Source organism: Brevibacillus sp. HB2.2 (assembly GCF_013284275.1).
Classification (GTDB): Bacteria; Bacillota; Bacilli; order Brevibacillales; family Brevibacillaceae; genus Brevibacillus; species Brevibacillus brevis_D.
In genome coordinates this window covers 77,114-100,251 of sequence record NZ_JABSUV010000005.1, presented here as the reverse complement: position 1 = coordinate 100,251, position 23,138 = coordinate 77,114, and the positions used below count along the sequence as shown (strand labels likewise).

The 23,138-nt window shown below is 48.9% G+C and carries 21 protein-coding genes and 1 riboswitch; of the genes, 6 read left to right on the top strand and 15 right to left on the bottom strand.

The features are described from left to right. Positions 1–64 precede the first annotated feature (64 nt). On the bottom strand, positions 65–172 hold the full coding sequence (locus tag HP401_RS05315; protein ID WP_007724452.1) for a YjcZ family sporulation protein: 108 nt from the start codon (positions 170–172) through the stop codon (positions 65–67). A 213-nt stretch (positions 173–385) separates the two neighbouring features. After that, a riboswitch (SAM riboswitch) is annotated at positions 386–487 on the top strand. Positions 488–608: 121 nt separating this feature from the next. Here HP401_RS05315 and metH point away from each other — a divergent pair. Next, entirely contained in the window at positions 609–4,055 is a 3,447-nt protein-coding gene (metH, locus tag HP401_RS05310) for a methionine synthase (protein WP_173604331.1), read from the top strand. Between the two features lie 32 nt (positions 4,056–4,087). After that, the gene (locus HP401_RS05305; protein ID WP_173604330.1) at positions 4,088–5,953 is read left to right on the top strand and encodes a bifunctional homocysteine S-methyltransferase/methylenetetrahydrofolate reductase; all 1,866 of its coding nucleotides are present in this window, start codon (positions 4,088–4,090) and stop codon (positions 5,951–5,953) included. Between the two features lie 59 nt (positions 5,954–6,012). On the opposite strand, the gene HP401_RS05300 is transcribed toward HP401_RS05305, so the two are convergent. The 5 genes from HP401_RS05300 to HP401_RS05280 all read right to left on the bottom strand — a co-directional run bounded on the left by HP401_RS05300 (position 6,013) and on the right by HP401_RS05280 (position 10,544). Next, complete coding sequence (locus HP401_RS05300) at positions 6,013–7,002, bottom strand: phosphotransferase (RefSeq protein WP_173604329.1); 990 nt, start codon at positions 7,000–7,002, stop codon at positions 6,013–6,015. Between the two features lie 73 nt (positions 7,003–7,075). Further along, a complete protein-coding gene (locus tag HP401_RS05295; protein WP_016739808.1) occupies positions 7,076–7,654 on the bottom strand; it encodes a mismatch-specific DNA-glycosylase in 579 nt (192 codons plus the stop codon). A gap of 114 nt (positions 7,655–7,768) precedes the next feature. Next, positions 7,769–7,918 carry a hypothetical protein gene (locus tag HP401_RS05290; RefSeq protein ID WP_016739809.1) on the bottom strand — a complete coding sequence of 50 codons (150 nt, stop codon included), beginning with the start codon at positions 7,916–7,918 and terminating at the stop codon, positions 7,769–7,771. A gap of 208 nt (positions 7,919–8,126) precedes the next feature. Further along, on the bottom strand, positions 8,127–8,846 hold the full coding sequence (locus tag HP401_RS05285) for a 3-ketoacyl-ACP reductase (RefSeq protein WP_173604328.1): 720 nt from the start codon (positions 8,844–8,846) through the stop codon (positions 8,127–8,129). Positions 8,847–9,023: 177 nt separating this feature from the next. Then, positions 9,024–10,544, bottom strand: a complete 1,521-nt coding sequence (locus HP401_RS05280) for a carboxypeptidase M32 (RefSeq protein WP_173604327.1) — start codon at positions 10,542–10,544, stop codon at positions 9,024–9,026. 186 nt (positions 10,545–10,730) lie between these two features. On the opposite strand from HP401_RS05280, the gene HP401_RS05275 reads away from it, so the two are divergent. After that, positions 10,731–12,329 carry a peptide chain release factor 3 gene (locus tag HP401_RS05275; RefSeq protein ID WP_173604326.1) on the top strand — a complete coding sequence of 533 codons (1,599 nt, stop codon included), beginning with the start codon at positions 10,731–10,733 and terminating at the stop codon, positions 12,327–12,329. A gap of 95 nt (positions 12,330–12,424) precedes the next feature. Here the strand turns inward: HP401_RS05275 and HP401_RS05270 are convergent, their stop codons facing one another. Genes HP401_RS05270 through HP401_RS05260 form a run of 3 tightly spaced genes read right to left on the bottom strand, consistent with a single transcriptional unit; the run spans position 12,425 to position 14,653 of the window. After that, a complete protein-coding gene (locus tag HP401_RS05270; RefSeq protein ID WP_173604325.1) occupies positions 12,425–12,964 on the bottom strand; it encodes a GNAT family N-acetyltransferase in 540 nt (179 codons plus the stop codon). Continuing rightward, the gene (locus tag HP401_RS05265) at positions 12,965–14,053 is read right to left on the bottom strand and encodes a M24 family metallopeptidase (RefSeq protein ID WP_173604324.1); all 1,089 of its coding nucleotides are present in this window, start codon (positions 14,051–14,053) and stop codon (positions 12,965–12,967) included. Positions 14,054–14,101: 48 nt separating this feature from the next. Then, on the bottom strand, positions 14,102–14,653 hold the full coding sequence (locus HP401_RS05260) for a helix-turn-helix domain-containing protein (RefSeq protein ID WP_173604323.1): 552 nt from the start codon (positions 14,651–14,653) through the stop codon (positions 14,102–14,104). A gap of 171 nt (positions 14,654–14,824) precedes the next feature. Here HP401_RS05260 and HP401_RS05255 point away from each other — a divergent pair, with 171 nt between their 5' ends. Together HP401_RS05255 and HP401_RS05250 are read left to right on the top strand one after the other, a co-directional pair. Beyond that, the gene (locus HP401_RS05255; RefSeq protein ID WP_087343962.1) at positions 14,825–15,973 is read left to right on the top strand and encodes an MFS transporter; all 1,149 of its coding nucleotides are present in this window, start codon (positions 14,825–14,827) and stop codon (positions 15,971–15,973) included. Positions 15,974–16,162: 189 nt separating this feature from the next. After that, on the top strand, positions 16,163–17,146 hold the full coding sequence (locus tag HP401_RS05250; protein WP_173604322.1) for an ABC transporter substrate-binding protein: 984 nt from the start codon (positions 16,163–16,165) through the stop codon (positions 17,144–17,146). A 56-nt stretch (positions 17,147–17,202) separates the two neighbouring features. Here HP401_RS05250 and HP401_RS05245 read toward each other — a convergent pair whose 3' ends face one another. The 5 genes from HP401_RS05245 to HP401_RS05225 all read right to left on the bottom strand — a co-directional run bounded on the left by HP401_RS05245 (position 17,203) and on the right by HP401_RS05225 (position 22,055). Beyond that, a complete protein-coding gene (locus tag HP401_RS05245) occupies positions 17,203–17,997 on the bottom strand; it encodes a DUF817 domain-containing protein (RefSeq protein ID WP_087343958.1) in 795 nt (264 codons plus the stop codon). Between the two features lie 39 nt (positions 17,998–18,036). Next, positions 18,037–18,840, bottom strand: a complete 804-nt coding sequence (locus HP401_RS05240; RefSeq protein WP_173604321.1) for an alpha/beta hydrolase — start codon at positions 18,838–18,840, stop codon at positions 18,037–18,039. After that, positions 18,837–19,838 (bottom strand): ABC transporter substrate-binding protein, encoded by a 1,002-nt coding sequence (locus tag HP401_RS05235; protein ID WP_173604320.1) that lies wholly within the window; start codon positions 19,836–19,838, stop codon positions 18,837–18,839. Before HP401_RS05235 ends, HP401_RS05240 begins: the two co-directional genes overlap by 4 nt. A 46-nt stretch (positions 19,839–19,884) precedes the next feature. Beyond that, a complete protein-coding gene (locus HP401_RS05230) occupies positions 19,885–21,075 on the bottom strand; it encodes a helix-turn-helix domain-containing protein (RefSeq protein WP_173604319.1) in 1,191 nt (396 codons plus the stop codon). A 152-nt stretch (positions 21,076–21,227) separates the two neighbouring features. Continuing rightward, entirely contained in the window at positions 21,228–22,055 is an 828-nt protein-coding gene (locus HP401_RS05225; RefSeq protein WP_173604318.1) for a sulfurtransferase, read from the bottom strand. Between the two features lie 99 nt (positions 22,056–22,154). On the opposite strand from HP401_RS05225, the gene HP401_RS05220 reads away from it, so the two are divergent. Then, positions 22,155–22,754: a DUF502 domain-containing protein gene (locus tag HP401_RS05220; protein ID WP_173604317.1), complete on the top strand. Its 600-nt coding sequence runs from the start codon at positions 22,155–22,157 to the stop codon at positions 22,752–22,754. A 95-nt stretch (positions 22,755–22,849) separates the two neighbouring features. Here HP401_RS05220 and HP401_RS05215 read toward each other — a convergent pair whose 3' ends face one another. Continuing rightward, a complete protein-coding gene (locus tag HP401_RS05215; protein ID WP_172137692.1) occupies positions 22,850–23,095 on the bottom strand; it encodes a hypothetical protein in 246 nt (81 codons plus the stop codon). Between the last annotated feature and the right edge of the window lie 43 nt (positions 23,096–23,138).

The following is a 23,138-nucleotide window of genomic DNA, read 5'->3' as shown; positions in this document are numbered from 1 at the left end:
AAGAAAAAAAGGCTATCCCGCAGCCATTCCTGATGGCTTTTGGGATAGCCTTTTTTACACGTATCTAACAGTCGTCACAGGAGCACCCGATAATAACCAACAGGATAAACAGCACGAGCACGATTGCGAAGCAGTCACCGAAGAATCCGTTACCGCAGAAAGATGTACTCATCTTTGTTTCCCCTCCTTTCCGTTATACTCCAGTCTATACACGAATGCCGATATTGGACTGGGCGGATGCCCAGCTTAGGCAAAAATGGGCGCGTAAGAGGGGAGGCTCCGTAAAAAATAGACAATTCACAATTGACGGGGAGACAAAGGGGGTGTTAAGATACTTGCAAACATTCAAGACATTTCGCAAACTAACTAAATGACAAGTGTACGACTCTTATCCAGAGAGGCAGAGGGACTGGCCTGATGAAGCCTCGGCAACCGGTAAAAATCCGGTGCCAATTCCAGCAAAGCTACGTGCTTTGAAAGATAAGAGGATGTCTCAGGCGTTTTCGTATCTGCTGACAAATCCTCTTCTTTCAAAGAAGAGGATTTTTTTATTTTATTTACCCAATTATGGAGAATAAGCCGATGCAAGGGAGAAAAGGGGCACGTCAATGAAACCAACTTTTCGCGAACAGCTTTCCCGGAAAATTCTGATTCTGGACGGTGCAATGGGCACCATGCTTCAACAGGCGAACCTGACCGCTGATGATTTCGGCGGTGAAGCCTATGATGGCTGTAATGAACTCCTGAACCTGACCAGACCAGATGTGATCCGTTCGATTCATGAGAAATATTTAGAGGCGGGCGCAGACATTGTCGAGACAAATACATTTGGTGCTGCTTCCGTTGTTTTGGCTGAGTACGATGTGGCAGAGAAGGACCTTGAGATCAATATAGCGGCAGCGCGCTTGGCCAGAGAAGCGGTGGATGCCTATTCCACGGAGGAGTGGCCACGTTTTGTAGCAGGTGCAATGGGACCTACGACCAAAACCCTTTCATTGACAGGCGGTGTCACTTTCGAAGAGCTGGTCGAGGCGTATTATCGTCAGGCAAAAGGTCTGATTCTCGGTGGCTCCGATGTTCTTCTTCTGGAAACCTCGCAAGATACGTTGAACGTCAAGGCTGGCGGAATCGGGATTCGCAAAGCTTTTGAAGAGCTTGGACAGGAGCTTCCGGTGATGCTGTCAGGTACGATTGAGCCGATGGGCACGACGCTGGCGGGCCAAAACATCGAGGCGTTTTACATCTCCTTGGAGCATATAAAGCCTGTCTCTATCGGTCTGAACTGTGCCACAGGCCCCGAGTTCATGCGCGATCATCTGCGGACTCTGTCAGGAATTGCCCAATGTGCGGTCAGCTGTTATCCGAATGCAGGCTTGCCAGACGAGAACGGCCATTACCATGAAACGCCACAGGGACTTGCTTCGAAAATGCGAGCATTCGCTGAACAGGGCTGGATAAACGTCGCTGGCGGCTGCTGTGGAACAACGCCTGACCATATTCAAGCGATGGCAGAAGCCTTGAAAGACTGCAAGCCACGCAGTACAGCTGTAGAACCGCTGAGCGCGGTCTCCGGGATCGAGGTCGTTTACGTCGAAGATGACAATCGTCCCTTGCTAGTTGGGGAGAGGACCAACGTCATCGGTTCCAAAAAATTTCGTGAAATGATTGCAGCCGGTCACTATGAAGAAGCATCTGATATTGCCCGGGCTCAAGTAAAACGCGGCGCACACGTCATCGATATATGCTTGGCTGACCCCGACCGTGATGAATATGAAGATATGGAAAAATTCCTACAGTTCATCGTGAAAAAAGTAAAAGCGCCCCTCATGATCGACTCGACAGATGCCAAGGTCATGGAGCTGGGACTTCGTTATTCGCAAGGAAAGGCTATTCTCAACTCAATCAACTTGGAAGACGGGTTGGAGCGATTTGAGGAAGTCGTTCCACTTATTCACAAGTTCGGTGCCTCTGTTGTCGTTGGAACGATTGAGGAAGCGGGTATGGCGATCACTCGCGAAAAGAAGCTGGAGGTCGCGCAACGCTCGTACGACATTCTTGTCAACCAGTATGGAATAAAGCCACAGGATATTATTTTCGATCCACTCGTCTTCCCAGTAGGGACAGGGGATGAACAATACATCGGCTCTGCAAAGGAAACCGTAGAAGGCATTCGTTTGATCAAACAAGCAATGCCGGCTTGCAAGACGATCCTGGGTGTCAGTAACGTTTCCTTCGGCTTGCCTCCTGCGGGGCGGGAAGTGCTGAATGCGGTCTTCTTATACCATACCACTCTCGCAGGGCTTGATTACGCCATCGTCAACACGGAAAAGCTGGAGCGATACGCTTCGATTCCAGAAAACGAGAGAAAGCTGGCAGAAGCTCTTCTATTCGAGACAAATGATGAGACATTGGCGGCCTTCACCGAATTTTATCGCCAAAAGAAAAAGGAAGTCAGTGTGGAGGTCTCCTCGTTAACGCTCGAAGAACGCTTGGCCCGTTATGTAGTCGAAGGCTCCAAGGATGGTCTGGTGGAAGACCTGAAGCTGGCTCTGGATAAATACGCACCGCTCGAGATCATCAACGGTCCGTTGATGACGGGGATGGAAGAGGTCGGTCGCCTGTTCAACGGCAACCAGCTGATCGTGGCAGAAGTATTGCAGAGCGCGGAAGTCATGAAGGCATCCGTATCGTTTTTAGAGCCATTCATGGAAAAAAGCGATGCTGCTGCCAAGGGGAAAATCTTGTTGGCGACAGTCAAGGGCGATGTACACGACATCGGGAAAAACCTCGTGGAAATTATTTTGTCAAACAACGGCTACAATGTCGTGAACCTGGGGATCAAGGTACCGCCAGAGCAACTAATTGCCGCATGCAGAGAAGAAAAGCCGGATGCCATCGGTCTGTCTGGACTCTTGGTAAAATCCGCGCAGCAAATGGTCATTACTGCACAAGACCTGCGTGATGCAGGCATTGATATCCCGATGATGGTTGGCGGTGCGGCGTTGACGCGCAAGTTCACATCGAATCGGATCGCACCGGAATACCGTGGAATTGTTTTATACGCAAAAGACGCCATGGATGGTCTGGACCTCGTGAATCGTCTACAAAATCCGGAAGAACGTGATCGCTTGGTAGAGGAACAGCAGCATCTGCTGGAAGCTGTCGCAACGGCTCAGCCTGTTGTCGAGGAGAAAAAAGCACCTTTGCCAGCTCGTTCAGCCATTAGCAGAACCGTTCCAATCCATCTGCCGCCCGATTGTGAACGACATGTTCTGCGACAATACCCGCTGAGCCATCTGCAACCGTATTTAAACCTGCGGATGCTCCTCGGAAAACACCTCGGTGTACGCGGAAATGTAGATAGATTGATAGAGGAAGGCGACGAGAAGGTACTGGAACTGTACGGCATTGTGGAAGAGCTATTAAATGAAGCGAAGCAAAAAGGAACCATTACGACACACGGTGTGTATCAGTTCTTCCCGGCTCAGTCAGATGGCAACGATATTTTGGTCTATGATCCAAAAGACCACAGCAAGCTGCTGGAGCGCTTTTCGTTCCCACGTCAGCTGGAAGAACCTCATCTCTGCCTGTCCGACTTCTTGCGACCGGTGGAGAGCAAGGAAATGGATTATGTCGGATTCCTGACCGTAACGGCTGGGGGCGGGATTCGCGAAAAATCAACAGAGCTCAAGGAGCGTGGTGACTACTTGCGCTCTCATGTCCTCCAAGCCTTGGCATTGGAGCTGGCAGAGGCATTTGCTGAGAGAATTCACCACGTCATGCGCGACGTGTGGGGCATACCGGATCCGGTTGAGATGACAATGCTAGAACGTTTCGGAGCTAGATATCAAGGCATTCGAGTCTCCTTCGGTTACCCTGCGTGCCCGAACCTGGAAGATCAGGCGCAGTTATTCCGTCTATTGCGTCCAGAGGATATCGGCGTTCAGCTGACAGAGGGCTTCATGATGGAGCCAGAGGCTTCCGTATCGGCGATGGTATTTGCTCACCCAGAAGCGCGTTATTTCAACGCAGGTCCATCTATTTTTGAAGTGTAAAAATAAATGAAAATGGGAGAGAAGGGATTGAGTTGACGACGAGAAAGAGAGATTTACGAGCCTACTTGAAAGACCATCTCCTAGTAGGTGATGGTGCAATGGCGACCCAGCTGCACGGGCTGGGCGTCCCGGTTGGCGTCAGCTTTGAGGAGCTGTGTTTGTCCAACCCTCGTTTGGTGCATGAAGTTCATACGTCTTATTACCAGGCCGGTGCGCGTTTCCTAGAGACAAATACGTATTCTGCCAACCGAGATGCATTAAGCCGTTACGGTCTGGAGCATAAGGTAGCGCGGATTAACCGGCTTGCAGTCGCCATTGCTAGGGAAGCCGCACAGGATGATGCTTATGTAGCTGGGAGCATTGGATCGATTTTGGCTGGACGGGTGAAGAAAAAGGTTTTGGATGAATACCGTGACCAGTATGAGGAACAGGCCATTGCCCTGTTACATGCAGGGGTAGACGGACTGATTCTGGAGACGTTCTTGGACTTGGAGGAGCTGCTTCTGGCGATCGAGGTAATTCGCCCGCTCACAGATGTCCCTGTAATCGCGCAGTTAGCCACTTTGGAAGTAGGGCGCACACGTGATGGTTACGCTTTGACAGATGCCTTTTCCGAGCTGAAAGCAGCGGGCGCTGACGTGGTCGGACTAAACTGTCGACTTGGTCCCGCTGAACTCTTGCGCTCGTTTGAAAATACAGTGATTCCAGAAGATGCACTCTTATCCGTATTCCCGAATGCGGGGCGTCTGGGGATGACTGACGGAGAATACGCTTTTAAATCATCACCTGAATACTTTGGACAAAGTGCGCTTCGCTTGCGTGAGCAGGGGGTTCGGTTGATTGGTGGATGCTGCGGAACCACACCTGCACATGTGAAGGCGATTGCGGATGCACTTGAGTCTCTTGAGCCGCAAGCGCGTGTGAACCCGACCATCGTTGCTGGAGATCGTCCTACGATTTCTGTGCAGAACACGAGGGAGAGGGAGAAACCAAGCATTGTCGAGCGCGTAAAAACAGCAACGACGATCATTGTCGAGTTTGATCCGCCACGTGATCTGGATGCAGACCAATTCCTCCACGGATGCTGTGAGCTGCACAAAGCAGGAGCAGACGCGATCACGTTGGCAGATAACTCGTTGGCGACAGTGCGCATGAGCAACATGGCTCTCGGGGCCCTCATGAAGAGCAGACATGGAATCGATCCGCTCTTGCACCTTGCTTGCCGGGATCGCAATCTGATTGGACAGCAATCGCACTTAATGGGCCTACACGCTTTGGGGATTGACCAAATATTGGTGATTACTGGCGATCCATCACGCTTTGGTGACTTGCCAGGGGCCAGCTCGGTATTTGATGTGACCTCGTTTGATCTGATTCGCATGGTGAAGCAGTTGAACGAAGGTGTTTCGTTCTCAGGACGTCCGTTAAAGCAAAAAGCCCAGTTTATCGTGGGCGCAGCCTTTAATCCGAATGTCCGAAATATGGATGCTGCCGTTGCCCGCTTGGAAAAGAAGGTCGAGGCAGGCGCGGATTACATTATGACGCAGCCTGTGTACGATGCGGAGTCGATTCGGAATGTATACGAGGCGACGAAGCATATCGGCATTCCTGTCTTTATCGGGATCATGCCGCTGACCAGCTCGCGCAATGCGGAGTTCCTGCATAATGAAGTGCCGGGAATCAAGCTATCGACAGAAGCTCTAGAACGGATGAAAAAGGTACAGGGAGAAGCCGCCAGACAGGAAGGAATCGCAATCGCGAAGGAATTGGTCGATACGGCCGTTCGTTACTTCAATGGCATCTATTTGATTACACCTTTTAATTATTACGAGATGGCGGCAGAGCTCATTCAATATACCCGCCAACAAAGCTCTTTGGTGAGGATGGCTCAAACGTAACGGTTTGCGCCAGTTAAATAGGGAAGGCCTATGTGTATAGACAGGCTATAGCCTTGCGTCTAATACACATGGGCCTTCATTTCGTCTAGCATAAACGCGGTTTTGAGAGCTTCTCGATTGCAAAACTGTTGAATCTCAGCAAGGTTCATCTGGTCATACTGCTTTTTGCGTAAAAAACGTTCAATGATATGCGGGAAAGCGAGATCGACAAAGAGTAAATGCAGTTGCCTAATCGAGAGGGGATTTTCTCGGAGATAGCCACGCAATAAATGAGAGAACAATTCCTCGTTCCACTGGTCATTTTTTCTCATAGCAAGGGAGAGAACACGCGTAATGTCTTTGGACGGAAAATCGTAGCGAACGTCCTCCCAGTCAATGATCGCAATTCTTTGATTACTGACGAGCAAATTCCCATTGTTAAAATCTCCGTGACAGAGGAAGTGCTTGGTCAATGGCTCCCTTTTCCATGTCGAGAAGTATGGAGAGGATAGTAAATGTTCCTTGGCTGTCACCCCTGCTTGTTTAAAAAAAGGAAGGTATTCCGCGACAGTAGTGTATTTTCGATCATTTTTCCCAGTGTGTTGAAGCTCCCACTTCTCAAGGGCAGCTAAATCTGTTTTGTACTCCACAGACCATTTCTCTGCACCATTGTAAAGTTTGCCGTACTTGGAGGAAAAACCGAGCGATTTCGCATGAAATTTGCCTAATACCGTGCCGATGCGTTCCATTCGAAGAGGGGAAGTATACGCAATATTTGGCCAGGAGAGCCTTTGGTGGAGAACGAAAAGACTTTCTTTATGCGTGATGTAGCGCTTATTATTTTTGGTGCGTTGAATGTCGGGGATGTGTACGCCGTTTTTACGCAAATGCGCTTCTGCATTCAGGATGAAATGTAAACGTTCCTTTTCCAGAGGCAAAGCTTTTGCGATGAATTTGCCATTGGTTGTTTCCAAGTAAATGACGAGTGACTTGGGTGTATCTCGAATGGTTTTGTGTTGCAAAACAGTCAGGTCGTATTTGTTCTGGATTTTTTTGATGAGGTCGTCCACTGCTGATGCCCCTCCCTGCGTACAGAGCTACAAGTATTGTACGGAAGAAGAGATGTGGTTGACACGAAGGGCTCTACTTAGCAGGCGAGGGTAGAGGGTGCCAATTCATCTCGCGTAAAAAATGACTCAGCTCTGTAAACTTGGCGATGCGTTCCTCACGTGTAAAAGATGCGTTAGCCCCACTGGTAGAAGGGACGACAAACACATAGCTGCCAGACCAATCTTCTGTTCCAAAGTACCTGATTGGTTGCAGCCCCAGTGAAATTGCCTCTTTCTTTTGGCCAGTCGCGTGACGAAAAGCAGTAATACCGTTAAAACAAATGACACGAGGTCGGTAAGTCTGGATCATTTGGACGAACAGCTCTGCACCTGCGGCGTAATCCTCGTTGCGTAGGTCTGTTGCAGAGCGGGTAGGACGTGAGACCAGATCGGTAATGCCATAGTTGTAGTCTAAGAGGGTAGCCGTTTCCTCGGGCAAGAGCTTGTGAGGTGTCAGGCCGCCTTCGTACAATCCGCGCCAAAACAGGTTGGCCGGATTGGCGTAGTGGAAACCCGTTGTAGCCGATATACGTCCTGGATTGATACCGCAAAATAAAACTGCCAAATCACGGCGAATGTACGTGGGCAACCATTTTTCTGTGAACTCGACCAAAGTGAACTCCTCCTGTTTACCACATTGTAGCACATCAGTGAGCGCTTTCAGAAAGAAGCAAAAAAAGCTGCCGGACTCGGCAGCTTCAAGCTATATAGGCTCAAGTATTGGATCTTATAACTGGGGAAGCGGATACGGCAGCACTTGCTGTGGCTCATTGAACGTGAATTGCTCCATTTCATTCCGGACGTATCTTTTCGTCTCGAATGGAACGACTTCTTGTTCTTCATTCCCCCACAACCAATTCGACAGCATTTGTATCATAAGGATACCCTCCACTTTGTGGAAATGTTTTACATGTTCATCATACTCCAGTTGAGGGCAGTTTTGGTTGGGCAGGTGTGAATAAGGCGTGAAGAAATGGTGGATAGAAAGTGAACAAAAATGAAGCGATTTCACAGGACTTCGCAAAAAAGCGAAAAGAAATCCGTCTGTACGAGCGGACTCTTTTCGCTTTTTTGCCATGTCATTTCTATGGATTGGTGGACCACAGTCCAGCGGATTTCACAAAAATGCGTTTGTTCAGCTTCAGCTGGCTAACCACGAACTCAGCAATATCCTCAGGCTGCATGGTCTTCTCTGGATTTCCGTCTGTCAGACCCAAGTCCAAAGCCAAATCGGTAGCTACCGTACTCGGCGTCAGCGCTGTGACCCGGATGTTGTGTTTGCGTACTTCAAGAGCCAAAGACTCTGTCAGACCAAGAACGCCAAACTTGGATGCGCTGTACGCACTGGTAAGAGGAGCACCTTTTTGTCCTGCCGTAGAAGAAATGTTGATAATGTCACCAGAATTTTGCTCCATCATACCTGGGAGCACTGCGCGAGTCACGTAATAGACGCCCATCAGGTTCACTTGGATGATTTGCTCCCATTCGCTTGTTTCCAGGTCCATGAACTTGCCGAATTTGGCAACACCCGCATTATTGATCAGGATATCAATCTGACCCAGTTCATTTTTGATAGAAGCAACAGCTGTTGTAACAGCATCGTAATTGGATACGTCTGCGGTCGCAATCGCTACCTTGACGCCGTATGCTTCTACTTCCTTCGCGACTTGCTTCAGACTTTCCTCAGAGCGAGCCAAGAGACCGAGATGCACGCCTTCCTTTGCCAGGGCGATTGCAATTGCGCGGCCAATACCTTTACCTGCACCCGTAATGAATGCGGTTTTACCTTTTAGTTCGATAGCCAAAAGAAAAACACTCCTTTTTCAAGACAATAGGAATCTCATGTATATTGTGCAGTGTACTAGCATTTATCCTCGGAGGGAAGGATGCACTTTTATGTACGTAGGTTACGAAAAGTAACTACATAAAGGAAAATGTCCTCCCTGAGTAGGGAGAACATTGGATAGTAAGGGTGGAACTGCTTACAGCTTGTATACGTCTGTGTATTTTTTCTCGAGGTAATTCATCAAGTATGTTGCATTTGTACCTTCGCCTGTAATCGCTTGAACGAGTTCACGAGGGCTCTTCATTTTACCGTACTGATGGATTTTTTCCTTGAGCCATTCACGGATCGGCGCGAAATCGCCTTTTGCGATCAGCTCTTCGTAGCCGTTAATCTCATTCTCCATAACGTGGACGAATTGTGCCGCATACACATTACCCAGCGAGTAAGTCGGGAAGTAACCGATCATTCCGCCTGACCAGTGTACATCCTGAAGCACACCCAATGCATCTGTCGGTGGCTCAACACCCAGGTATTCTTTCATTTTTTCGTTCCAGATTTTTGGCAGATCAGCCACTTGAATGGTTTGATTGATCAAGCCTTTCTCGATTTCGTAGCGGATCATGACATGCAGGTTGTACGTCAACTCATCTGCCTCTGTCCGGATAAAGGAAGGAGTAACAGCGTTAACTGCACGATGCAGGTCTTCTACAGATACGCCTTCGAACTGGGTAGGGAACGCTTTTTGCAGGTCCGCGAAAAAGTGATTCCAGAATGGCAGACTGCGTCCGACCATGTTTTCCCAGTAGCGGGATTGAGATTCGTGAATCCCCATGGAGGTACCATCGCACAGAGGCGTGAACAGCAGGTCTGGATTGATGTTCTGCTCGTACATCGCGTGGCCAGCCTCGTGAATACAACTGAAGAGCGCAGAATTAAAATCATTTTCAGCGTAGCGCGTCGTAATGCGGACATCTCCAGGGTTGAAGGTGGTGCAGAACGGATGCGCACTGCGATCCATGCGGCCAGACTTGAAGTCGTATCCGATTTTCTCGAGGATATAACGGCTGAATGCTTCCTGGTCTGCCACTGGGAAGTTTTTCGTCAAGAAGGAGGTGTCTGGCTTGTTCGGAGAGTCTGCGATCGCTTTTACCAGCTTGACGGTTTTCTCACGCAAGGTGGCGAAGATTGGGTCGAGCTGATCGACAGTCATGCCAGGCTCGTACATGTCCAAGAGGGTGTTGTACTTGTTTTTGCCGTCATGACCCCAATATTCGATGAACTCGAGCTGGAAGTTCACGATTTTCTCCAGGTATGGCTGGAACATGGAAAAATCGTTGTTGGCACGAGCTTCTTCCCACACCGTTTCTGCCTTGGCGGTCAGTACAACATACTCTTGATGTCTGTCAGCAGGAATTTTCTTGTTACGGTCAAATTCCTTTTTGCATTCCAGCACACTGTGACGGGTAATTTCATCCAATGTTTCGAGGACAGATGGCTCACTCAGCTCTGCCAAAAGCGCTTCCATTTCTTTAGACGTCGCCAGCTTGAATTGCTCGCCAGCCAAAGTCCCGATGATTTCGGAGCGGGCATCCATTCCATTGCGAGGCGCTTGTGTAGCCTTGTCCCAATAAAGAACGTTCAGTGCTTGCGTGTAGCTGGTTATTTTCTTCACATAGTCACGGAATTCTGCCGCACGTGTTTCTACAGTCGTTGACATAGGGTTCCTCCCATAAATTTTTCATGTTCTGGTAATGGATATGTAAGTCATGCAGTCAAAAAATTTTTACTACTGAATATTATATCGGTTTAACGAAAAATTACTAGGTGGATGCGGCAAGCATTTGTCGGTATAATCGTAGAGGAAACGAATGTGTTACTTATTTGCGATGACAGGAGAATGAAGATGAGTCAATCCAATCCCCAATGGGAAAATGAGATAGCAAAACGCCGTACCTTCGCCATCATCTCCCACCCGGATGCGGGTAAAACGACAATGACGGAAAAGCTGCTCTACTACGGCGGAGCCATCCGTGAAGCAGGGGTGGTCAAAGGGCGCAAAAATTCCAAGCATGCCACCTCCGACTGGATGGAGATCGAGAAAAAGCGTGGAATCTCTGTTACGTCCAGTGCGATGGATTTCGAATACAACGGACACCACATCAACATTTTGGATACACCTGGTCACCAGGACTTCAGTGAAGATACGTACCGCACGCTGACTGCTGCTGATGCTGCTGTGATGATTATCGACGTAGCAAAAGGGGTAGAGGCACAGACGATCAAGCTGTTCAAGGTCTGTCGCATGCGTGGTATTCCGATCTTTACGTTCGTGAACAAGCTGGACCGCCACGGTAAAGATCCATTCGAGCTCTTGGAAGAAATTGAGCGCGTATTGGGTATTCGTTCTTATCCGATGAACTGGCCGATTGGGATGGGCAGCTATTTCAGCGGCGTATTTGACCGTATGAAGTCCCGTGTCGAGCTGTACCAAAGCAATACACAGCACGAAGAGATTTCCTTTTTCCCTGTAGAGGGAGCAGAAGATCCACTAATCGGCGATCGTGTCGGTCAAGAACTGTGGCAGCAATTGCAGGACGAAATCTCGCTGCTGGATGTTGCGGGAGATGAATACGATCCGGAACTGATCAACAAAGGGCAACTGACGCCTGTTTTCTTCGGAAGTGCCATCAATAACTTCGGTGTACAAACATTCCTGGATAACTTCCTGCAAATGGCGCCAGCACCTTCTGCGAAGAAGAGTACAGAAGGCTTGATTGATCCGTATACGAATGCGTTCTCCGGCTTCATCTTTAAAATCCAAGCCAATATGAACCCAGCTCACCGAGATCGGATCGCTTTCTTGCGTATTTGCTCCGGCAAGTTTGAGCGGGGGATGGCAGTCAAGCACGTCCGTCTTGGCAAAGACATCAAATTGGCGCAGCCGGTACAGTTTATGGCACAGGACCGCGAAATAGTCGATGAATCGTTCGCGGGAGATGTCATCGGTCTTTTCGACCCGGGCATTTTCCAGATCGGCGATACACTCTGCGTCGGAAAATCGTTTGAGTACGAAGAAATGCCGCACTTCTCGCCGGAGTTTTTCTCCAAGGTGATGGTGAAGGACGCGATGAAGCACAAGCAATTCCAAAAAGGGATCATGCAGTTGACCGAGGAAGGGACGGTGCAGTTATTCCGTACCCATCCGATGGAAGAGCTGATTCTTGGTGTCGTAGGTGTGCTGCAGTTCGAGGTACTAGAATACCGTTTGAAAGCCGAGTACGGGGTAGACATCATGCTGACTCGTATGCCGTATCAAATCGCTCGCTGGCTCGAAGGGGAGAAAGCAGACCTCGATGCTGTGAAGAACCGAACCGTTTCTGACCGTTATGGCCGTCCGGTTATGCTGTTTGAGAGCGAGTACCAGCTGCGTGTCGCAATGGATAAGTACTCGAATATCAAGTTCCACGACAGTTCACTTGGTTTGAAATCCGTACATTCTTAATTAAAAATGGAATGACAGGGCCTCCCGATCACGGTTGAGGCCCTTTTTGTCCCTCCTGAGGAGGCAAATGTAGTAGTTTGGCTCAGGAGACGCAGTTAGAACTCGATTTCAAAAAACCTGACCGCTTCCGTAGCATTGGGAAGGGTAATCATCCCTTTTTCTTGCAGACCGATTTTCTTTAGAAGATTGGCAGAAGATGCATTATCGGGGTTGGTGATTGCCACGATGCGCTTTAAGCCAAAAACTTCTTTTCCGTGGGCGAGAACGGCAGAGGCTGCCTCATAGGCGTAGCCTTTGCCCCAGTATGTGGGTAGTAAGGCAAAGCCGATATCCACATCCTCCAACGAATCTCTCTTGATTAGTCCACATAAACCGATCGGAACATTTCCTTCCTTCAGCTCTATCAAATACAGGCCAAAGCCATGCTTTTCATACATCGCGACTGCGCCATTCAAAATAAAGTTGCGGGCGTCTTCCGTCGTACGAAGACCACGATCGCCAATAAAACGAATCCAAGAAGGCTCATTCATCAGTTTCAAAACAAAATCAGCGTCTTCGGCAGTTTGCCAGCGGAGGATGAGACGATCTGTTTCCAGCACTTTCAAAGGAACGACACCAGCCTTTTCTTTTATCATTTATCCGATAATTTGCAGCTCTTTAGGAAAGGACGTCAATACTTCTACGCCTTCCTTCGTGACGAGTACATTGTCTTCAATGCGGATGCCACCGATCCTCGTGTTATAAATGCCCGGTTCAATCGTGAAAACCATGCCTGGGATGAGCTCTCCAGCTGCTTGGCTGTGAACGTAAGGCGCTTCATGGAGCTCCAGTCCGATTCCGTGCCCGACACGATTGATGAAAAATTCTCCATAGCCCCGGTCCGCAATGACAGCTCGTGCAGCTAGGTCAACATCTGCGATCGGAGCCCCTGGCCGAACCGCCTGTATCCCGGCCCGATTCGCTTGCAAGACCGTATCGTACATGTCCAGCAATTCTGCACCCAGTTGACCGACAGCAAAAGTACGAGTCAGGTCCGAGACATACCCATCGACATACACGCCTGCGTCAATCAACAAAACGTCTCCTGCCTGAATCACCCGATCACCCGGGTCGCCATGGGGCAGTGCTGCTTTTTCTCCAGCCAACACAATCGTTGAAAAGGAAGGGCCTTGTGCTTTTAGCTTTTTCATCTGGTATTCCAGCTCTGCGACGACGTCCAGTTCCGTCATCCCTATTGATATCAGCGGGAGCGTACGGCGTAGAGATTCCTCCATGACCCAAATAGCCCGCTTGATCGTAGCGATTTCAGATGCATCCTTGGCCACGCGTATACTGCATAGCAAGTCACCGACATCCACTGCTTCTGTAACCTGCACGGTCGATACGAGTGCCTCGTATGTTTTCGCTGTCAAATGGTTCTTCTCTACACCAATGTGAGAGAGGGAGGTGGGCAGCAAATGCCTCAGCACCGTTAGCGCATCCTGTGAATCGTCATGCGTGTAAATCATAATGGCAGGACAAGCCTCCCGTGCTTTGTCAGCGTCCAGCAGTGGAACGAAGAGGAAGGGGGACTCGCCTCTCACCAAGACGAGACCCATAAAACGTTCATGTGGCTCTGTCAAAAATCCGGTAAAATAGTACACGTTTTTGGGATGCGTAATCAGCAATGCGTCCAGTTTCCTGCTTTCCATATACGCGTGCAGCTTTTCCAGTCTTTCTTGCATCCAGATCACCCTTTTTTATTGGTAGACATGCGGATGAGACACATTGCGCTAGGTTCTAAAAATGACAGGTGTCAAAACGGACAGGATCTCGGCTTCTTCAACAGTGGAAGGATTGTACCACGTATGTAGGAGAGAGGAAGGGAAGTGGATCGTGTCTCCTTGCTCGAGATGGTATTCGGTTTCGTCGACGACGATGGTGACACATCCTTTAACGACGTAGTAAAACTCTTCACCGGGATGCTGAAAGGCGACATGTTTCGTCTGTCCGGGTGGTAATACGTTGAGGAGGGGCTCGAGTGCCCTGTCGGGGAAATTCCCACCGATTCGAATGTACTTTACCGGTGACCCTTCAATCTGCAACGTTTTCCGTTTTGCAATGGGCGTGTGGTACGTGACATCTTTTTCGACTTCAAAGAAGTACGTAATGGGGACACCCAGACATTCCGCAATTTTTTGCAGGGAAGTAATCGCGAGCGAGCTGTTGCCGCGCTCTACTTGTGATAAGAAGCTGACGGAGAATCCTGATTTCTCACTTAAATCCTTTAAAGTAAGCTCCTGCTGGATACGAAGTGCTCGTATTTTTTTGTAAACGTGCTCCAAAAAGTCACCTCCTGCTCAAAAAGTAATTACGGTATTACAGTAAATATTACGGTAATACAAAAATAATTGCTACTTTTATTCCGAATCTTCCTTCTTCTTTTTGTATCCTACTTGTACCATTCCCTTCATATACTGGGACAAAGACAGGCCGTTTGAGAGGAAGGGAATGCTTTGAGGGCTCTCTTGTTAGTGGTTTTGTTTCTTGTTGCCTTTGACATGCACGCGCAGACGCCTCTTCTTGCGCCGTATTTAAACGTATTGGGTGTATCCGCTGCGATGATCGGCTTTGTGCTCGGCGGTTATGCGATCAGCAATTTGACAGGAAACCTGCTCGCTGGCCCTTTTCTTGATCGCTATCCGAAAAAATGGTTTATCGCAGGTGGATTGATTTTGGCTGGCGTGATGCTGATTGGTCAAGGCATCGTGCAAAATACTGCGGGCTTCTTTACCTTTCGGCTGATGCTCGGGTTTTTGATGGCGTTTGTATCTCCTGCTTGTTCTGCCTTGCTCGGAGAAACAGGGAAGACGGCACTTGAGCAGGGCGAGATCATGGGGAAAAAGGGATTGGTCCTTACCGCGGCAGGTATCGTATCCCCGGCAGTCGGTAGCTTTTTGGCGGTGCAGTTTGGCTATGGCCAATCATTTGTGATTCTCGGCTACATGATGATGATTGCTGGCGTTTTCGCTTGGATGATGTTGCCCGAAAGAGTAGAGGGAAGCACGTCGTCTACGCCACGAAGCAAAGGTGAGGGCAAGCAGAGCCTAACTACCATCCTGGAAAATCGAATGCTATATCCTGCGTTTCTTGGGGGATTTGCGATCATTTACGCACAAGGAACGATCATCTATGAAGTGCCTTTGCTCATTCAAAAACAAGGGATGTCCCCTGCTGTTACTGGCATATTATTCAGCTTGAAAGGGTTGGGGGCACTTGCGATTTTGTGCCAGTTTTGGCTGCATCGGGTCCCCGTTGAGACGAGAACGTTTGCTGGATTGGGTGTGCTCAGCCTTCTTCTGTACGCTCTGGCAATCGGGCTGGCGATTCCGATTCACGTCATGATGTTTTTCTTCGGTGCGTGCTTTGGGATGCTGTTCCCAGCTTTCGCGACCATTTTGACGGTACATACACCGAGAGAGCAATACGGTAGCGTGTTTAGTATTTACTCAGCGATATTGTCGATCGGAGCGGTATTGAGCCCAGTATTGGCAGGCTTGCTGGGGAATTGGCACCATTCCTACTTCATTGCGTTTTTTGTAACCGCGGGTGTCTGCCTGATCGGGGGACTGCATCGATTTTTGTTAAGCGGGGTTCCACGCTAAGAGGATAAGGACTTTCTGCTAAGAGAGCAGGGGGTCTTTTTTTGTTTCCATAAAACAAAAAGTTGAGCATCTTGCCATAATCGGCTATAATACCCATTGTGATTATGATAATTATTCTCAATTAAAAGTGCAGTCGAGTTGGCAATTTTTCGCTGCTTGAAGGCATGACGCAGATGGAGGAACGAACCAATGAAGAAAACAGCCAAACTTTCGATAGCCAGTGTCGTATTGGCAAGCCTCGTTACAATCGTGAGTGCTTGCTCTGGCCAGCCGAACGCTGCGAGTCCAGAGACACAAGCGAGCAACAGCCAGCCCGCGACACCAGCGACTGAAGCCCCACGGGTACTGAAGGATGCGATGGGAAATGAAGTAACTGTCCCAGCTCAACCGCAGCGCGTGATCGCTTCTTATCTGGAGGATCATTTAGTAGCATTGGGAGTGAAGCCAGTTGCTCAATGGTCAGTAGGGAACAGCCAGGTACAAGGCTACCTGCAAAAAGAGCTGGGGGGTATTCCAGCGATTCCTTATGATCTGCCGCCAGAGGTCGTGATGAGCCACAGCCCTGACCTGATTATTTTGGAGAGCGCATCCCTAGTCCAAGGGGACAAGTATAGCCAGTACTCGAAAATTGCTCCTACTTATACCATTGGGAAAGAAAAGAACAGCGATTGGCGTAAAGAGCTTCTGACAGTAGGAGAAGTCCTCAACAAGGGGGAAGAAGCGAAGAAGGTGCTAGCGGATTATGAGACATTTGCAGCCGAGTCCAAGCAAAAGCTGCAGAAAGCGATCGGGGAAAAATCAGCGGCAGCACTGTGGATGACGGGGAAAAATGTGTACGTAGCACGTCAGGACTTGTCTAGCGGAGACGTGCTTTACAAGGACCTCGGGTTTAAGGTTCCTGCCATCGTTCAGGAAATCTCCAAGTCAGGAGATGCAAACTGGAACGCGATTTCCATGGAGAAATTGGCTGAACTCGATGCCGAGTATTTGTTTATCGTAAACAGTAATCCGACTGCTGTGGAACAGCTTCAAAAGGATCCAGTATGGACGAATATCCCTGCTGTGAAGAATGGCAATGCGTATACGTTTGCGAAAGATTCTAGCTGGCTATACACTGGGGTTATTGCCAATCGTCAAATGATTGAGAATGTACTCAGCAACGTTATGAAATAAAGAAGAGAAAGCCTATCCACCCCTTGACGTTTCGTACGAAAGAGTGGATAGGCTTTTTACATGTGTTTCTTGCTATCTTGGGATTGGGATCTTCTGGATTTTACATGCTTCAACTCCGCCACGATAATAAAGCTCACGATGACGAGCAAAAACCACGAGCTGATTTTACTGAGATGCACGAGCTCCCAGCCTGCTCTTTGATTCGGATAATTCCAAGCGCCAAGAAACGTCGCTATATTTTCCGCAATCCAAATGAAAAAACCGATCAAAAAGTAACCAAGAGGGATGGGCATGAAATGCCGCTCGTTCGCGACGGTAAAATAAACACGTGTTTTCCAGAAGACAATGAAAATAGCTGCCATCAGAACCCAACGCAAATCCCCAATATAATGATGGGTGAAAAAGTTCAGATAGATCATTGCGCCCAAAATGGTGGCGATAATCTGATTCGGCCAGCCAGAGAGAGAAACCTCTAGGCGACGCCACGCTTGACATAAGTAGCTCGCGACACTAGCGTACATGAACCCACTGTACAGAGGAACGCCAAACACCTTGCTGTACGCATCCTCTGGATAGCTCCAAGATCCCATATGTACCTTGAATATTTCCAAGCACAGCCCGATCACGTGAAAGACCGTGATGACCTTCAATTCGTCCCGAGACTCCAAGCCGCTTTTCACCATGAAAATCTGGAAGAGCAGGCAGAGCAACAGCAGGAGGTCATACCTTGGCAAACCAGGAATGGTGACGAATTTGGACAAGGCGAGCGAACCAAAAATAAAGACCGGAAACAAGCAAGACATGGCTTCTTGATAGCCGAAATGAAGCAATAGACGCATATATCGTATCATTTGTCTGTCCTTTACGTTTACGAAAGTAGTTTCAGAGGGCTAATCCGCAAGCACAAACCGCACAAGTCTATTAATAGCGGAAGGCAGCACGCTTACGTGGCCCTCCTCTTCGAATTTGATGTAGCTCACTTGAACACCGTTGGTAGAGAGTGGTTCCATACGCTCGACTACCCGTTGTGCACCCTCGACCATGAAGGTGAGCTCATCGCCGCCAACAATGACAAGCAGCCTTATTTCATGATCGCCTTTCCATTCGGCGATGAAGCGTTCCTGCTCTCTCAATACCTCGTCATTGCCCCACCAGACGGAAGGGCTGCCTGAAACGACGTGTGAGAAAAGCTTCGGGCGCGAGAACATCGTATACAGGGTGAAATGACCGCCCAAGGAATGGCCGAAAATCGCCTGTTTATTCGGATTTACCTGCCATTCGGAAGAAATAGCTGGCAGCAGCTGCTGTTCAAGGAAATCGAGGAACAAATCAGCTCCACCATGCTCGGGCCAAGGCTGCCCATTCGGTCGGTCAGGAAGTGTAGCTACGTCCACAGGCATGGTCAGATCGTAACAACGGCGGTCCATGTCAAATGGTAGTCGTGAGGGATAGCCAATTCCTACAACAATGGCTGGGTTGTAGCCCTTGGGCTTGCGGGTTTGCAACTTTACTGTCTCCGCAATTGTTCCGAACATCGCATCGCCATCCACGGCATAAATAACCGCATACCCCTCAGGAGGGGCCTCAGCTTCCGGAATCGCAATCATAATCCGATAGTCACGACCATGGCTTGATTGCAGTGTCCACTCCACACAATTATGAGGGGAGTAGCTGTTTTTCTCTATCATTCTCATTTTGCAATCAATCCTTTCACATCGTCAATGACTTTCCTATGTGCGATTAGGCCACCACTTAACCAGTGATCTCCCTCTACTTTAAACGTACGACCGTTCTTCACTGCCTGCATGCTTTTCCAAACAGGACTCCCTGTTAATTCTTTCTCGAACGCATCCCCCGTACCAGCGTCATTGATCAGGAAAATATAGTCCGCATCCAGATCAGGTAAGCTCTCTAGTGATAAATGGATGTCACCGCCCGATACAACCTGGCTTGGCAAAAAGCCTAGCTCATTGGTAAGTACATATCCACTGAAGAAATCGTACTTGATGAAGAACATCCCTCTGCCATTGAAGCGAATGATCGCTGCTTTTTTGCCTTGGATATGAGGGGCCAGCTCCTGTTTGGCTGCCTCGACATGCTCCTTATATGTCTGCAAAGCTTTTTCAGCTTCCGCCGACTTGCCTAACAGATCGCCAATCACTCGTACGGAAGAATCAAGATCAGCATTTGCTTGCTTGAATACATACGTCGGCGCAATCATCTTATATTTATCGTACACGCCGCTCTCGATATGGTTGGCATTGTGCAAGAGGATGAGGTCTGGTTCATGGGCCATAACCGCTTCCGGCTCTGGAGGCAATCCGCCTGTGAAGGCAATGGACGGCACATCTTTTAGTCGATCTTGCAAATACATTTTCGGTCTTGAGCCAGATGACCACTGCACGACCGGAGCAACGCCCAGTGCGACCAAAGTATCTTCCAGATTGGGAGCGAATATTTTGGCAGGTGCGGCAGGCAATGTCACCTCGTTACCCATTTCATCTTTTAGTACCCGCGGGTAGGCAGGCTGGTCAGAAGAGCTATTTGCCGATTCAGCGACATTCCCAGTCGCGGACGAATCGACCTTCTGCGCTACTGCCTCACTGTTTGCATGGTTCCCGCAGCCTGCTGCCAGTCCCGCAACGAGCATCGCCGTGGTCAGCATCAGCGCAAGGTTAGTTTTCTTTGTCATAAAAGTGGAATCCCCTCTCGATGATAATGTTTCTCACTGGAAAACATTATAATTCACCCAAGAAAGGGGCTCCATGGACACCACCTTGAATGGCATTTGGACTTTTCCCTGTTATCATCAGCATGATCTCATCCAGCATTCGGTTCATGGCAACCGGTGAATACTCGTACCATGGGTTAGAGGGCAAGGAGTAGAGATATCCATGTTGAACAGCGCGAAGTCCTCTCCAAAGCGGATGATGCTGGAGAGTCAGCCAGCTTAGGCGTGTCGACTCATCCAGACAAACGAACAACAGGATTCGCTTCGGGTCATAGCTTGCGAGCTGTTCGAGCGTGATTGGCCGATTGCAAGGTTCCGTTTCCTCTTCCACAAGAGAAAGCTGCAAATCATCGCACAGAAGCTCCTTCATTCCCTTGTTGTTGTAGAGATGGATGCCATCCCGATAGAGTCGAATGATCGCAAATTTATCTTGCTTGAGCACGGATTGCAGATCTGCGCGAACGGTAGCCGCTTTTGCTTCATAAAAAGCGATCCAGGAGTCACAAGCTGCTTCTTTGCCCGTGTAGCTGGCAACTTCACGTAATTGCTCTCTCCAGCCAGAAGATTGGAGAGAGCAGACGTCTATGCCATGTGCGGACAAGCGTTGCCTGGTAGTTTCGGGAAGCTCTATCTGACTAATGACAACATCCGGCTTGGCAGAAAGAAGCGTGTTTTCCTGAGTGTCATCGTTCCACGGTGTTTCGACTGCTTTTAAATGAACCGCGATCTGTTGCTGATACTGCTGATAGTAATAGGGGGTCCACTTCGCATCCAGGGGAGCAGCGACTGGGATTATCCCCAGTACGACTAGATGTCCCAGCAGGGAAGGGGAGTAGACGGCAACTTTGCGCTGGGATGCTCTTTCATACGCGGAAGGGGATACACCCACTTCCTTCTTGAACTTCCGACTAAAGTAAAACTCATCGCTATACCCGATTGTTTTCGCAATATCCCGCAGCTTCATATTCGTCTCACGTAACAATCGCTTGGCATGATTGATACGCAGACTCGTAACATAGTCCATGACACTTTGTCCGTAAGCCTTCTTGAACGAATCGCCAAAATAGCTCGGACTCAAGTTCGCCATCGCTGCCAACGTAGTTACGTTTAACGGACGATCGAAGTTACAGATCATATATGAGCGAACCTCGCTGAGTGACATTTGGCGTCTAGGCTCGTATTCTTCGTTATGCTTCATGAATCCATCCACCTTTTCAGGCACGTGTACACGTTTGTGATAATGATAATTATTATCTATGAATGGTGACGAAAATGATAGAGGAAGAAAAAATAAGGCGACCGCTCCCTAGTATCGTAGGGGAAGCGATCGCCGCCATTCCAATTATGGAATTACTCTTCGCCGGTAGCTACCGGATTATCCGGATACGAGCTCCAGTCACTCCAACTGCCCAAATACAATTTCACATCGGTTCGACCAGCAGCATGGAAAGCGAGCAAATTGGAGCAAGCCGTCACGCCTGAGCCGCAATAGACGATCAATTCTTTATCAGCGTAAGGAGCGAGACGCTTTTGCAGCTCATCTGCAGGAAGCATCGTCTGATCAGCGCCGAGGTTGTCCTTGTAAAAGAAATTGTGCGCCCCGGGGATGTGACCTGCTTTTGCGTCGATCGGTTCGTTCTCGCCGCGGTAGCGTTCTGGCGCACGAGAATCGAGCAATACAGTGTGCTCGCTGCGCTTTTTGACACCTTCCATGTCAACCAGCATGTCGTGACGGACATGGGGGACGAACTGACGAGCTTGTACAGTAGGTACTTCTGCTGTTACCTCATAGCCAGCCTTTTTCCAAGCAGCGTATCCGCCGTCAAGTACAGCTACCCGATCATGACCAAGATATCGCAGCAGCCACCATAGCCGTCCTGCCATTGCCATTTCCTGATCATCGTAGGCGATGACAGTGGTGTTGGCATCGATTCCCGCATTTGAAAAATGGGCAGCTAGCAGATCCGTATCTGGTATAGGATGACGTCCACCATGCTCGCTTTTGGAGCCAGAAAGGTCACGGTTCAGATGAAAGTAGAGGGCTCCCGGGATGTGATCGTTCTCGTATTCCTCTGCACCTGCTTCAGAAGCACTTAAAGCAAAACGACAATCGACGATCACCAAATTTTCATCGTTCAGATGATCTTTGAGCCATTGAGGTGTGACAAGTGCTTGCATGAATCTCCCTACTTTCTCTTTTTTTCTTCATCATAGCAGATGGCAATCCAATCAGGTACAATAATTACGGTATTGTGGTTAGGAGAGAGGAGGAGAGAGATGAAGCGTTTCATTCGCTATTTTTTTGAGGGGTTATTGTTTGTCATTCCTTTGGCAGTGACGCTTTATATTTTGTATTGGATTTTCACAACCGTGGATAACTGGTTCTATCTGCTGGTCCATAGGTGGTTTAATCTCCAAATTCCAGGACTGGGTGTCCTCTTGACCATACTTGGCATCACGATTATCGGTTTCCTTGCATCCAACGTTCTGACACGCGGAGTGCTTTCGCTCGTATCCACCATCTTCGAGAAAGTGCCGTTTATCAAACTCATTTATACGTCCATCAAGGATTTGATCGGAGCGTTTGTAGGGGAGAAGAAGAGCTTTGACAAGCCGGTGCTCGTGACGCTATCCAAGGATGGAAATGCAAAGGCCATTGGGTTTATTACAAAGGAAAGCCTCGATTCTTTCGGTCTCACAGACCACGTAGCAGTCTATCTGCCGCAGTCGTACAATTTTGCAGGAAATCTCCTGTTGTTCCCGAGCGATCAGGTACAGCTTCTCGATACGGAAAGCTCAGAAGTCATGGCATTTCTGGTATCAGGTGGGGTATCCGGAGGGCAGAAAAACGTAACTAAAAAAAGCGGCGATGCTTAAAATCATACAAACCTCCGACCCCACTAAGCTTGTGGTTTTGGAGGTTTGTTGCAAGACACCCAAACGAATTGGAGTGCCTTCTCATTCTATTAACGTTAGCTACTAAAAAATGAACTATGGCTGGAATATTTGCGACGATAGTGACGATGACCGTATGTTCGATGCCCCGTCTTCCATGAGGGCCGATATCGGTAATCACTGCTGCTGCTGTATTTGTGATAGCCACGTCCGGTCATTTTCCATAAGAACCGGGCGCCTTTCTTAAAGAGGACCGCCACGATGACAATCGCAACGATCAAAATAACGAAACCGATTCCCAAAATCGTGAGTAGGACTGACATCCACATCTTCTCCTTGCCAAAAAGGTCTTACCATTTTCTACGG

What these genes read in the sequence shown, in the direction of transcription:
- HP401_RS05275 (WP_173604326.1), top strand. Translation starts at nt 10,731, where the DNA reads ATGAGTCAATCCAATCCCCAATGGGAAAATGAGATAGCAAAACGCCGT.
- HP401_RS05250 (WP_173604322.1), top strand. Translation starts at nt 16,163, where the DNA reads ATGAAGAAAACAGCCAAACTTTCGATAGCCAGTGTCGTATTGGCAAGC.
- HP401_RS05225 (WP_173604318.1), bottom strand. Translation starts at nt 22,055, where the DNA reads ATGCAAGCACTTGTCACACCTCAATGGCTCAAAGATCATCTGAACGAT.
- HP401_RS05220 (WP_173604317.1), top strand. Translation starts at nt 22,155, where the DNA reads ATGAAGCGTTTCATTCGCTATTTTTTTGAGGGGTTATTGTTTGTCATT.
- metH (WP_173604331.1), top strand. Translation starts at nt 609, where the DNA reads ATGAAACCAACTTTTCGCGAACAGCTTTCCCGGAAAATTCTGATTCTG.
- HP401_RS05270 (WP_173604325.1), bottom strand. Translation starts at nt 12,964, where the DNA reads ATGATAAAAGAAAAGGCTGGTGTCGTTCCTTTGAAAGTGCTGGAAACA.
- HP401_RS05290 (WP_016739809.1), bottom strand. Translation starts at nt 7,918, where the DNA reads ATGATACAAATGCTGTCGAATTGGTTGTGGGGGAATGAAGAACAAGAA.
- HP401_RS05235 (WP_173604320.1), bottom strand. Translation starts at nt 19,838, where the DNA reads ATGACAAAGAAAACTAACCTTGCGCTGATGCTGACCACGGCGATGCTC.
- HP401_RS05215 (WP_172137692.1), bottom strand. Translation starts at nt 23,095, where the DNA reads ATGTCAGTCCTACTCACGATTTTGGGAATCGGTTTCGTTATTTTGATC.
- HP401_RS05230 (WP_173604319.1), bottom strand. Translation starts at nt 21,075, where the DNA reads ATGAAGCATAACGAAGAATACGAGCCTAGACGCCAAATGTCACTCAGC.
- HP401_RS05265 (WP_173604324.1), bottom strand. Translation starts at nt 14,053, where the DNA reads ATGCAAGAAAGACTGGAAAAGCTGCACGCGTATATGGAAAGCAGGAAA.
- HP401_RS05245 (WP_087343958.1), bottom strand. Translation starts at nt 17,997, where the DNA reads ATGATACGATATATGCGTCTATTGCTTCATTTCGGCTATCAAGAAGCC.
- HP401_RS05280 (WP_173604327.1), bottom strand. Translation starts at nt 10,544, where the DNA reads ATGTCAACGACTGTAGAAACACGTGCGGCAGAATTCCGTGACTATGTG.
- HP401_RS05240 (WP_173604321.1), bottom strand. Translation starts at nt 18,840, where the DNA reads ATGAGAATGATAGAGAAAAACAGCTACTCCCCTCATAATTGTGTGGAG.
- HP401_RS05315 (WP_007724452.1), bottom strand. Translation starts at nt 172, where the DNA reads ATGAGTACATCTTTCTGCGGTAACGGATTCTTCGGTGACTGCTTCGCA.